Origin of the sequence: Paraburkholderia sp. GAS448, from assembly GCF_050435685.1 — a bacterium.
Lineage (GTDB): Bacteria > Pseudomonadota > Gammaproteobacteria > Burkholderiales > Burkholderiaceae > Paraburkholderia.
On record NZ_JBNDKT010000008.1, the window covers coordinates 38,568 to 50,221 of the forward strand.

Annotated in this window: 11 protein-coding genes; 6 read left to right on the plus strand and 5 right to left on the minus strand. The window is 64.9% G+C overall.

Translation table 11 applies throughout. The features are described 5' to 3' along the window. Positions 1–190 precede the first annotated feature (190 nt). From P3T23_RS16820 to fnr, 4 genes are read left to right on the plus strand one after another with little or no spacing between them, the layout of a single operon-like run. Complete coding sequence (locus P3T23_RS16820; RefSeq protein ID WP_429317292.1) at positions 191–2,347, plus strand: PAS domain S-box protein; 2,157 nt, start codon at positions 191–193, stop codon at positions 2,345–2,347. After that, positions 2,344–2,991 carry a response regulator gene (locus P3T23_RS16825; protein ID WP_429317293.1) on the plus strand — a complete coding sequence of 216 codons (648 nt, stop codon included), beginning with the start codon at positions 2,344–2,346 and terminating at the stop codon, positions 2,989–2,991. The genes P3T23_RS16820 and P3T23_RS16825 overlap by 4 nt, the downstream gene beginning before the upstream one ends. 22 nt (positions 2,992–3,013) lie before the next feature. Further along, positions 3,014–3,349, plus strand: coding sequence for a hypothetical protein (locus P3T23_RS16830; RefSeq protein WP_429317294.1), 336 nt, complete (start codon positions 3,014–3,016; stop codon positions 3,347–3,349). Then, entirely contained in the window at positions 3,342–4,130 is a 789-nt protein-coding gene (gene fnr, locus P3T23_RS16835; RefSeq protein WP_429317295.1) for a fumarate/nitrate reduction transcriptional regulator Fnr, read from the plus strand. Before P3T23_RS16830 ends, fnr begins: the two co-directional genes overlap by 8 nt. A 115-nt stretch (positions 4,131–4,245) precedes the next feature. Here the strand turns inward: fnr and P3T23_RS16840 are convergent, their stop codons facing one another. Both P3T23_RS16840 and P3T23_RS16845 read right to left on the minus strand, forming a co-directional pair. Continuing rightward, a complete protein-coding gene (locus tag P3T23_RS16840; protein WP_429317296.1) occupies positions 4,246–5,232 on the minus strand; it encodes a zinc-dependent alcohol dehydrogenase family protein in 987 nt (328 codons plus the stop codon). Between the two features lie 104 nt (positions 5,233–5,336). Next, on the minus strand, positions 5,337–5,612 hold the full coding sequence (locus P3T23_RS16845) for a DUF1488 domain-containing protein (protein ID WP_133664309.1): 276 nt from the start codon (positions 5,610–5,612) through the stop codon (positions 5,337–5,339). Positions 5,613–5,804: 192 nt separating this feature from the next. Here P3T23_RS16845 and P3T23_RS16850 point away from each other — a divergent pair, with 192 nt between their 5' ends. Continuing rightward, a complete protein-coding gene (locus P3T23_RS16850) occupies positions 5,805–6,131 on the plus strand; it encodes a c-type cytochrome (protein ID WP_429317297.1) in 327 nt (108 codons plus the stop codon). Between the two features lie 79 nt (positions 6,132–6,210). Here the strand turns inward: P3T23_RS16850 and P3T23_RS16855 are convergent, their stop codons facing one another. The 3 genes from P3T23_RS16855 to P3T23_RS16865 form a co-directional block, all read right to left on the minus strand. Next, positions 6,211–6,669 carry a universal stress protein gene (locus tag P3T23_RS16855; RefSeq protein ID WP_429317500.1) on the minus strand — a complete coding sequence of 153 codons (459 nt, stop codon included), beginning with the start codon at positions 6,667–6,669 and terminating at the stop codon, positions 6,211–6,213. A 640-nt stretch (positions 6,670–7,309) separates the two neighbouring features. Further along, the gene (locus tag P3T23_RS16860; protein WP_429317298.1) at positions 7,310–8,218 is read right to left on the minus strand and encodes a LysR substrate-binding domain-containing protein; all 909 of its coding nucleotides are present in this window, start codon (positions 8,216–8,218) and stop codon (positions 7,310–7,312) included. Between the two features lie 57 nt (positions 8,219–8,275). Further along, the gene (locus tag P3T23_RS16865) at positions 8,276–8,521 is read right to left on the minus strand and encodes a hypothetical protein (protein WP_429317299.1); all 246 of its coding nucleotides are present in this window, start codon (positions 8,519–8,521) and stop codon (positions 8,276–8,278) included. 268 nt (positions 8,522–8,789) lie between these two features. Here P3T23_RS16865 and P3T23_RS16870 point away from each other — a divergent pair, with 268 nt between their 5' ends. Further along, positions 8,790–11,654, plus strand: a complete 2,865-nt coding sequence (locus P3T23_RS16870; RefSeq protein ID WP_429317300.1) for a bifunctional diguanylate cyclase/phosphodiesterase — start codon at positions 8,790–8,792, stop codon at positions 11,652–11,654.

The following is an 11,654-nucleotide window of genomic DNA, read 5'->3' on the forward strand; positions in this document are numbered from 1 at the left end:
CTGCACGAAGCCAGGCGAAAGGGCGACCCTCCCCCGCGCACGTTATATGCTTATACGCATTGGCAGGCCAGGCTTAACGAGGCAGAATCAGACGAAAGCAGATCCGCGCCGAACCGCGACGGCGCCCGGGTTATCCCTGCACGCAGCCATGTTGCCACGCTGCGCAATGATCTTCTTCAGGCGGAGCCGCATGGCTGTACCCCGTAAAGAGCGTAGCTCCAGCGTAAGGCCCTGGCGGCTGCGCATCGCCGCGATTGGGCAACGGCCCGCGGTGGCCGCAATCGCCGCGTTGGTGGCCGGCATGGCGGTTGCCCTCGCGGCCTGGCAGTTCGTCGGGCAGCAGGCGTCACTCGCCGAGCGTGGCCGTTTCGAGCACCGTGCGACGCGCCTCGCGCGCGACGCCCAGCGCGACCTCTCCCATTGCGCAGACCTTCTGCGGGGCGCACGCGGCTTGGTGGTTGCGTCGCCAGGGCTTACGCCGGATGCATGGCGCGAGTACGTCGACCGGCTCGATCTCGCGGGCACGATGTCGGCGGTTCGCGCACTGGCTTACGCCGACGTGAAACCGGAAGCGCTCGCATACCTTCCGGATACCGCCAACCGTAGCGCGTCATCCCCAGCGCCCGCGCCTGCCGGCAATGCGACAGCCGTTGCCCTGATCGCCCCCGCGAGCGACGACCTGCCGTCGCCCGGCGATGACCTGATGCGCGACCCATCCCGGCAGACCGCCGTGCTGCGTGCCGTCGACACCGGGGAGATGGCGCTCAACGCGCTCGCTGCGCCGCCCGGCCGACCGTCCCACGACGCCCGCACCCATATCGAACTGTACCTGCCGGTGTTCCGCACCCGCGCTACCCCGCTCACTCCGGGCAGCCGGCGCGCAAACGTGGATGGCGTGCTCGTTGCGATTCTGGATACCGAACGGCTCTTCGACCAGACCATGGCCGGGCAGAAACGGATCGACCTGCAGGTTCTCGCCGGTACGCCCGCGACCCGGATTTACAGCTCCGAACCGGCTGGCGACGATGTCGCCGACTCATCGCCGCCCGTTCGGCACATCTCGACGCTGGACTTTGGCGGCGAACCGCTCACGCTCGTCTACACGACGAGCGAACACCAGCTGCGCGCAGCCACCGGCGACGCGGATTCGATCGTGCTGCTGGTCGGGCTGGCGGCCGCCGCGCTGCTTGCTGCCTTCGCGTTTCTCATCGCCCGCGAACGTGCCGGTGCGGCTCGCGCCAACCGTGAAGAGCCGACCCGCTCGACACTCAACGAAGCGCGCATGATGGGCATCATCCGTTCGTCGATGGAAGCGATCATTACCATCGATGAAAGCCAGCGCGTCGTCATCTTCAATCCGATGGCCGAGCGGCTGTTCGGCTGCTCGGCGATGGATGCGATCGGCTCGCCGCTCTCCCGGTTCATCCCCGAGCGGTTTCGTGCCGCCCATGCGCGGCACGTCGACCAGTTCGGCGTGACCGGGGTATCGGATCGCCAGATGGGCCGGCAGCGTGTGCTGTTCGGATTGCGGGCGAACGGCGAGGAATTCCCGATCGAAGCGTCGATTTCGCAGATTCGCGACGCGACCGGCAAGCTGTACACGGTGATGCTGCGCGACGTGACGGAACGCGTCAAAGCCGACAATGCCCAGAAGCGCTCACGCGAAGAACTGCGCGAACTGTCCGCGAACCTTCAGAATGTGCGTGAAGAGGAAAAAACCCGCATCGCCCGCGAGTTGCACGATGATCTCGGCCAGCAGTTGACGGCGCTGAAAATGGATCTCTCGTCGGTCGAGATGGCGCTCACCGCTGATCCCGCCTTAAGGCCCGAAATTTTCAGGCAGTTGCACGGCATGCGCCGGCTGATCGACGCGACGGTCGCATCCGTCCGGCGGATCGCCGCCGACCTGCGGCCGGTGATGCTGGATGACCTCGGCCTGATTCCGGCAATCGAATGGCTCGCCAGCGATTTCACGAGCCGTTACGGCATCGACGTCGAACGCCGCATCGAAACCGGCGAGACCCGCTTCACGCGCGACGGCGCGACGGCGTTGTTCCGCATCGTGCAGGAAGCGCTGACCAACGTCGCGAAGCATGCCGACGCTACACTCGTCATGCTGACAATGCGCATCGAGGACGCGTCCTGTGTGCTGCGGATCGTCGACAACGGACACGGCGCGGGCGAGCGCGATACGCGGGCGGAGAAGTCCTTTGGCCTGCTGGGCATCCGCGAGCGGGTGCATATGCTGGGCGGGTCCGTCGAAATCGACACAGCGAACGGGAAAGGCTTCGCGATCACGGTCACGTTCCCGCTACAGGCGATAAAACTCGAAGAGGACCCGCCATGACGAAGGTGCTGATCGCCGACGACCACACGCTGGTGCGTGATGGCCTGCGGCATATCCTGCAGAACGCAAGCGGCTTCGAGGTGGTCGGCGAGGCAAACGACGGCGCGAGCACGATCGCGCTGATCCGCGGCACGCAAGCCCACGTGCTGGTGCTCGACCTGTCGATGCCCGGCCGCAACGGCGTCGAACTCATCAGGCAGATCAAGGACGAAAAGCCTGCCTTGCGCATCCTCGTGCTGACCATGCATGCGGAACAGCAATATGCGGTGCGTGCCTTCAAGGCTGGCGCGTCAGGCTATCTGACGAAGGAAAGCGCCAGCGCCGAACTGGTCTCGGCGGTCACGAAGGTCGCAAGCGGCGGCGTCTACGTGAGCCTTGCGATGGCGGAGCAGTTTGCGCAGAGTCTCAACGAACCGGTCGATACGCTGCCGCATCAGCGTCTGTCGGACCGGGAGTTCGATGTGTTCCGACGCATTGCGGCCGGCCAGACGATCTCCGAAATCGCCCTGGAGCTGTGTGTCAGCGCGAAGACAGTCAGCACCTACAAGACCCGCATCCTTGAAAAGATGCAGATGCCGCACGAAGCCGCGCTCGTGCGCTATGCGGTGCGCCACAAGCTTTTCGGCGAGGACGACGAGATCTGATTGCCGTGGGTACCGGCGTGGTTTGGCTGCCGCGCTGCCCGAGCAACCGGGACGCTTCCAAAGCGGCATTGATCGGTCCTCTTTTGTAGGCATTTCCCTACACACCTTCCGCGCCGCCTACGCCAACTTCATACACGGACGATTTGTTTTCGGGTCGGTGCCTCCCATACTGCAGCGCATGACCTGCGATATTCCCGATAACGCGAACGCGTCGTTTCGCACCGCCTGCATGGCCTTCGGAGCGCACGACTTCTTCGACAGATCCAGCGAGTTCGAGCTGACCCGCGACACGATCGAGCACATTGCGCGCGAGCATTTCGCTCGCACCACCCAGGAACGAGGAGCACATCATGTCTGACGTAGCCGACTACCCCGTCGCCGCGCCGGTTGCCCTGCCCGCAGCGCCGGTATCGCCCGCACCCTGGGTAGCCAGCGCCGCAAACAGCGCCCTGCGGCCGGCCGCGCGCTGCTCGACCTGCGCGATGCGCGCGGTCTGCATGCCGCAAGGCCTCTCACTGCTCGAACTGCAACGACTCGACGCGATCATCTGCTCGACGCGCATGGTCAGGCAGGCAGAGGCGCTCTATCGCGCGGGCGATGCTTTCCAGAGCATCTACGCGGTGCACGCAGGGTCGTTCAAGACCGTCGTCATGCATCGCGACGGACGCGAGCAGGTGACGGGATTTCATCTCGCGGGCGATGCGCTCGGTCTGGATGGCGTGAGCACGGGCCATCACAGCTTCGATGCGATCGCCATCGAAGACAGCAACGTCTGCATCATCCCGTTTCACCTGCTCGAATCGTTGTGCCGGGAGGTCAAGGGCATTCAGCAGCACGTGCACCGGATGATGAGCAGCGAGATCGTCCGCGAATCCGTCCTGATGATGCTGCTCGGCACGATGTCGGCCGAGCAGCGCGTCGCAGCTTTCCTGCTCAATCTGTCGGCCCGGCTCAAGGCTCGCGGCTACTCGTCGGCGGAGTTCAACCTGCGGATGACGCGCGAGGAAATCGGCAGCTATCTCGGCATGAAACTCGAAACCGTCAGCCGCATGTTCTCGAAATTCCAGCGGGAAGGACTGGTCGATGCGCGCGGCAAACAGATTCGCATCCTCGATCCGGAAGGACTCGAGCGGGTTTGAGCCTGTTTGTACGCGTCGAGTGACCTCCTGCGATACACGGCGATATCCAGCGGCACGTCGACGCGAAACCGGCAGACGCGCCATCCGGGCGGCGAAGCGTCCGTCCGCTTCTGCGTCACCTCATCGACAGGACTGCCGCGCCGGCCAGCCGTCCCTCACGCAGGTCTGAGAGTGCCCGGTTGGCGTCGCCAAGCGGATAGGGCGTTGTCGTAATGACAAGGCGCTTCTCGCCCGCCAGCTTCATGAAAGCCGCGCCGTCTTCACGCGTCAGGTTCGCCACCGACACGACGCGCCGCTCGCCCCACAAGAACGCGTATGGAAACGACGGAATGTCGCTCATGTGAATTCCGCCGCACACGACGATGCCGCCCTTCGCCACCGCCTTGAGCGCAACCGGCACCAGCGCGCCCACCGGGGCGAAGAGCAGCGCGGCGTCGAGTTCCTCCGGCGGCTCGTCGCCGCTGCTGCCGGCCCAGCTCGCCCCGAGGCTCAGCGCGAGTTGCTGCGCGGCGGTGTCTCCCGCGCGGGTGAAAGCATAGACCGTGCGCCCCTCGTGACGCGCAACCTGTGCGACGATATGCGCGGCCGCCCCAAAGCCGTAAATGCCGATGCGCCTCGCGTCACCCGCCATCTTCAAGGTCCTGTAGCCGATCAGGCCCGCGCACAGCAGCGGCGCGGCTTCCACATCGGAGTACTGAGGCGGCAGGTGAAAGCAGTAACGGCTGTCCGCCACTGTACGTTCTGCGTAGCCGCCATCGATCGTGTAGCCCGTGAAACCCGGGTCGTCGCAGAGATTTTCGTGGTGTGAATGGCAATAACGGCAGTGTCCGCAGGTGCGCCCCACCCACGGCACGCCGACACGATCGCCCACGGCGAAACCGTCGACACCCGCGCCGAGCCCGGCGACCGTGCCGACGATCTCGTGACCGGGAATCACCGGTCGCTTCGGATCGGTCAGTTCGCCGTCGACCACATGCAGATCCGTGCGGCAAATCCCGCAGGCGTGGATATCGATCAGCAGCTGCCCCGCAGACGGCATCGGGTCGGATACGTCCATCTCGCGTAGCAGCGCCGAGTTGCCGTCGAATACCATCGCCCGCATGGTTCGCCTCCTGAACGGCCTGCCTGAATGGCCTGCCTCAGCGGTTTGTCCGCACCCCAGAAAGGCGCGCTGCGCCAGCGGCCGCGGCGACCGCCCGGGGAAATTCACTGGCAGAACCTGAAAAACCCGCTATGCAGAAGCACCGGCTTGCCTTCGACTTCCTTCAACATCCGCTCAGCCGAATGTTCGATTGCGGACCGGTGTGCTTCGAACGCGCTGAGCAGATCGTCTTCGCGCAGCGACGCCGCGCCGAAATGATCTTCAAGCGCCTCTGCCGTCACGGCGCATTGAACCCGCTTGCCGTCTACCACAGCCGTAAAGGCAACCACGAGATCCCTCGCGCAATACTCTGGCATTTCCGGCGGAAAATGAATATGCATGACCCTCGCCTCGCACTATGCGTGGCCCTGTGACGCGCCAGCGGTTCGGCCCGGACACCGGCCATGCTGCATGGCGAGGCCGCCGTCGCCACGCGCGACGTGCGCCTTCATACAGCATAGCCCGCCGGTGCTGCACTGCAAGACATGGTGCCGGGGCAGGCTTGAGCCAGATCAATCGCTCCTCGGCGCCCGATGATCGTGTGCCCGTCATGGGGCGCGCGGCGGGCCAGTTTCGGCCCGCAAGCGACGCGCGCTGGTGGTTGGTGCACGCATGTCGATCGCGTTGATCACTGCATGTTCTGCCACACGACCGACGCCCCGTTCCTCGCCCCGTCGTTCCAGCAGATCGCCGAGCGTTATCGCAAGGTGCCCAATGCGCGCCTCATGCTCGAAAACAAGCTGAGGCTCGGCGGCAAGGCGCATTGGGGCGACACGGCGATGCCGCTTCCCGCCGACCGCGGCGGCCCGATTACGCCTGAAGACGCCCATACGCTGATCGTGTGGGTGCTGAGTCAGTGACATCGCGGCCGCAGCCTGCCTGCGGCCACAGAGGTGTCTGCGCGTCAATGTCAACAGGGTCCGGGGACTCAGTTTTGTCTCAAAGTGCAGGCTGCACTTCACGCACCAGCAGGACGGGGCACGTCGAGAACCTGACGAAACGCTCAGCGACGCTGCCGATCACCATGCGCCGCACGCCCCGCCGGCCATGCGTGCCAAGCACGACGAGATCGGCGCCGACACGTTGCGCCTCGCGCTGCAGGCAACTGGCGGTGTCCTCGGAAAGACCGTCGGTCTCCACAACCTGCGCCGCACCGTCAACGCCCTGCCCGTCCATCAGCTTGCGAGCCTCCTCGAGCACCCGCTCGCCGTCGATCCGCAACGCCCTCGTCAAGGCAAGCGGGTCAAACTCGCCCGCATAGGCGAACGTCGTGGAGCTGTCCACGACGTAGACCGCCGTGACCTTGCCGTGCGCGAGTAGCGCCATGCGAATGGCTTCGCCCAGGGCGCGTTTCGACGATTCGCTGCCGTCCAGTGCAACCAGGATATGTTCGTACATGTTGGTCTCCCCACGTTGGGTCAGGTTAGCCAGCCGATCCAAAGATGCGTCGCGACAAACGGGTCTGGCGGGCCTGTCCCGCCTGTCTGCCAGTCCGCCGTCCGCGGACGGCTGTTCGAGCCGTCGCACCGCTGCATCGAAGGCCGCGCGCAGCGCGATGCGCGGGTCCTCGTCTGTGTAACGCTCGACCGGAATCAGATCATTCCTGCGCGTAATCAGGTCGAGCCTTGCATCGTAAAGACGGTGTCCCGAGCGGAAGCCACATGCTTCGATCGCGAGATGACAGCCCGAGATGAACTTTCCGAAGCGCTCGAGGCGTACGAACTGCGCGCCGGCTTCGGCTTCGAGCTGGTTGGACCCGGCGAACCCGAGGTACACAATCTGCATGCCGACGCCCATCGGTCACCTCGAACAAGTGTGCTGCTGCAGATGAAGCGCCTTCCCCGAAGAAAGCTTGCCGACGCGGACGTCTCGCCAACCCGGGCCCGTAGCGTCATGATCGATGCTTTCTCGCGCAACGACTTGACCTGCATCAAAGGCGGTTCGACCTCGTGCCCACGCCGTGCGCCGGCTGTGCGCGTTTTATCCTTCCGCTCATGATCGCGCGACCTTGCCGGCTCGCGAGGATCGTGCCTGTCGCTCAGAGGCTCAGATCGGGATTGCGATGCGCCAGTTCGGTCACCCACTCGGTGAACGCGCGTACCCGCGAGCTCAGATGGCGGCGGTGCGGATAAACAATCGACAGCGGTGTGGGCGGGGCGTGATAAGTCGTCAGGATTTCCGTCAATTCGCCGCGCGCGATCAGGTCGGCCACCATGAAGCGCGACGGCTGGATGATGCCGAACCCATGCACACCCGCCGAGATATAGACCGTCCCGTCGTTCACGGCGAGCGCGCCATCCAGCGATATCCTGACGATCTCGCCATTCACGTCGAATTCGAACGGAAACGTCTTGCCTGAACGTGCGGACACGTAGTTGATCGCACGATGCTGCCTGAGGTCGTCGAGCGTAGCGGGCGTGCCGTGCTCTTCCAGGTAGGCAGGCGACGCGCAGGTGGTGATCCGCGCGCTGCCGATGCGACGCGCGACGAGGCTCGACTCTTCGAGCGCGCCCATCCGGATCACGCAGTCGACCCCATCCTGAACCAGATCGATGTTCCGGTCGGCCAGCCCCAGCCGCACGTCGATATGCGGATAGGTGCGATAGAACTCGTCCAGCGCGGGCAGCAGCAGCGTCCTCGCGAGCGTGCCCGAGGTATCGACGCGAACCGTCCCGGTCGGGTTCTGGCGCTTGTTCGACAGCGACGACTCCGCATCAGCGAGTTCCGCGAGGACGCGGATGCAGCGTTCGTAGTAAAGCGCGCCGTCTTCGGTGACGCTGACCTGCCGCGTAGTCCGGTTCAACAGGCGGACGCCCAGTTGTTGCTCGAGGCCCTGAATCAGCGTGCTCACCGATCCGCGAGGCAGGTCGAGCAGTTCGGCGGCTTTCGAAAAGCTGTTCGTCTCGACTACGCGTGTGAAAACTTCAATCGCCTGCAGGCGGTCCATACAGGTATTCTCCCCGGGTGTTCCCGTCAGTCGTGTCTGAAGCGTGCGGACGTGACGCTACAACAGGTTGTAGCGACTACGCAAATCGTTGATGACCTTCGAAGCGGCCGGCATGACGATCTCCTTGACGTTCGCACTCTTGCTGTCGCCATGCAGATAGTCGATGTCCCAGTTGCAGCCCCCCTCGTCTTCGATGTGTTCCTGGATGGCGGTGGGGCTCCAGCCGGTCGTATCCGGGTTGTCCGCGAGCGCCCGTGAAACGATCTGCATCAGCTCCTGCTCGGTTCTGAGTTCACGCGTCATGTCGACCTCCATCGCAATGTGCGCGGGACCGCCGCGGCTTCGGGCGGGGCGCCGGCCGGGCGAGCCCCTGCGGTTCCACGCGTTCACGGGCAAAGCGGCGCAGTCCCCCGTGCCCATCCCATCTTACGCCTGGTTTTTTTGCGGCCACGCCGGGGGAAGTTTCGCACGGACCCGCGCCCGGGCGGGACCGCCCTATCAAGTTCCCGTGAGAACCGCCGATATAGCACGGTGACAATAAACTCTTCCGGGAACGCACAAGGGTTGGCTGATGGGGAACTCATTGCGGTCATCCAGCAGGCCGGGCGAACTGTCCATTGACGGTTCGATCCGCGAGGCGCAGGGCGCCAGCAACGGTCGCCCATGGGCGTGGTATCGGGCCGGCGAGCAGCTCGATCTCGCCAGCACGAGCGACATGCCGCTCGACTGGCCGCACACGATCGCGGAAGACGCGCTCACTGCGATGTGCGCCGCGCGTGGCTGGTGCGCATGGCCGACCGGCCGGGGCGAAACGGTGCTCGGCTGGCTGCTCGCGCCGGCCGGATACGCCGGCGACGAAACCCTGGCGGAACTCGCCCGTGTCATCGGCGAGCGGGTCCAGGCGCACGCGCTCGCCCGCGCGCAGAACGTGCAGCGCGTGCTGTACGACATCGCCTACCTCGCCAGTTCGATCCGGGAGCGGGCGGCCTTCCTGCATGCCATTCACGAACGGCTCGCCACGCTGATCGACGCCGAAAACTTCTATCTGGCGCTTTTCGATCGCGCGAAAGGTGTCGTCACCTTCCCCTATTACGTCGACGTGATCGACACGGAAACCGTGGACACCGATCACGCCGACCTGGTCGATCCCGCCAGGTTATCGCTCACCGGTTACGTGCTGACGACCGGTCAGCCGCTCCTGATCGATGCGGCCGGCATCGCCCAAGCCGAAGCGGACGGGCTCTTTTTCTGCGTCGGCCATCGCCCCGAGTTCTGGATGGGCGCGCCGCTGAAAAACGCGTCGGACGAAGTGTTCGGCATGGTGACGATGCAGGTCTATGACGTCTCGCGCATTTACAGCGCCGAAGACCGAGCGCTCTTTCTGGTCGTGGCGCGCCACGTGGCGATGGCGCTCGACCGGATCCTGCACCGCGTCGATCTGGAAAAGCAGGTCGCGCTGCGCACGGCCGAGCTGTCGCAGCTCAACGACACCCTGCGCGAAGAGATTGCCGAGCGTAAACGCGCCGAGCATCTGCAGGCGACGCTCTTCAAGATCGCGGAACTGTCGAGCCAGCCGGTGGAGATCGGTGAATTTTTCCGCAGCCTGCACAAGATCGTTGGTGGTCTGCTGTATGCGCGCAACTTCTACGTCGCGTTCTTCGATCCGTTCACTGAAGAAGTTTCGTTTCCCTATTACATCGACGAAGCGATAAGACACGTACCGTCGGCACGGCGCGGCAAGCGGGGCCTGACCGAGTACGTGATCCGCCGGCGCGCTCCGTGCCTTTTCACGACGGACGATGCGGTCCAGCTTGTCGCCCGCGGGGAAATCGATCTGGATAGCGAGAACATCCGCATGCGTTCGTGGCTGGGCGTGCCGCTCTTCGACGCCGACGTCATACGCGGCGTGCTGGTCGTGCAAAGCTATCAGGAACACATCCGCTACGACGCGCGCGATCAGGACCTGCTGACCTTCGTCTCCCGGCATATCGACACCGCACTCGCGCGCCGCCGCGCAGCGGACGCGCAGCACGCGGCCAACCTCGATCTCGAAGCACGCGTCCAGGCGCGCACCCGCGAGCTCGACAACGCCAACGCGCGTCTTCTGCACGAGAACTTCCACGACGCGCTGACGGGGCTGCCGAACCGGGCGCACCTGCGTCAGCGGCTCGAAGCCGCGTGGGACGACCATTGCAGCCACGGCAAGAGCCTGTCCGTCCTCTTCATCGATCTCGACCGCTTCAAGGTGGTGAACGACAGTCTCGGCCACCATCTCGGCGACGTGCTGCTCGTGCAGGTCGCCGAACGGCTTCGCAGCTGCGTGCGCCACGACGACCTGCTCGCCCGGCTCGGCGGCGACGAATTCGCGGTGATGGTGCCCGGCGCGCCGCTCTCGACCGTGCTTGCGATCGCCGAACGGATCCTCGCGGCATTCGACCAGCCGTTCAACATCGGCGAGCATGTGGTGTTCTCGTCGTGCAGCGTGGGAATTGTGGGCGCCGACAACAACTTCCATTCGAACCCGACCGATCTGCTGCGCGACGCCGACACGGCCATGTACCGGGTCAAGGGCCGCGGCCGCGACAGCTTCGCCGTGTTCAACCAGGAACTGCGCCGCGAACTGTCCGATCAGGTCGAAACGGAAGGTGCGCTGCGTCGCGCACTGAAACGCGACGATGAACTGGTGCCGTACTTTCAGCCGATCGTCGACGTAGGGAGCGGCGAACTCGTCGCGCTCGAAGCGCTGATTCGCTGGCGACAGCCCAATGGCGACATCTGGGCTCCGGGGCGGTTTCTGCCGGCGGTCGAGGGCCTCAAGCTGATCGGGCGTCTGGACATGCACATGCTGAAGCTCGTGGCGGAGACGCTTGCACGGCCGGAGCATGCGAACTGGCCACCCGTGCACGTGAACCTGTCGAGCTACAGCATCACGCGCCCCGACTTCGCCACCGAACTGCTCGTGCTGCTGAGCCAGTATCAGGTGCAACCGTCGCGCATCTCGCTGGAACTGACCGAAGGCGCGCTGGTGGCCGAGCCGGATCTCGCCCGCAAGACGATGCAGAACCTGGCGAACAACGGCATGTCGGTGATGCTCGACGACTTCGGCACGGGCTTCTCGTCGCTGAGCTACGTACACCAGTTCCATTTCAGCGGGCTGAAGATCGACAAGTCGTTCGTCCTCGAATTGACGACGAGTTCGCGCAGCCGTGCAATCGTCCGTGCGATCGTGCGGATGGCGGAGTCGCTGGGGCTGACCGTCGTCGCCGAAGGCGTCGAGGACGAGGCAACGCTCGCCGTGCTGCGCGACATCGGTGCCGCGCAGGTGCAGGGCTACCATCTGGCGCGGCCGATGTCGCTGGAGAACCTGGTGCATTCGAAGCTTGCGCCTCGCGGATACGGGAGCGAACGCAAACTCACGCGCATGCTCGCGCAGTGA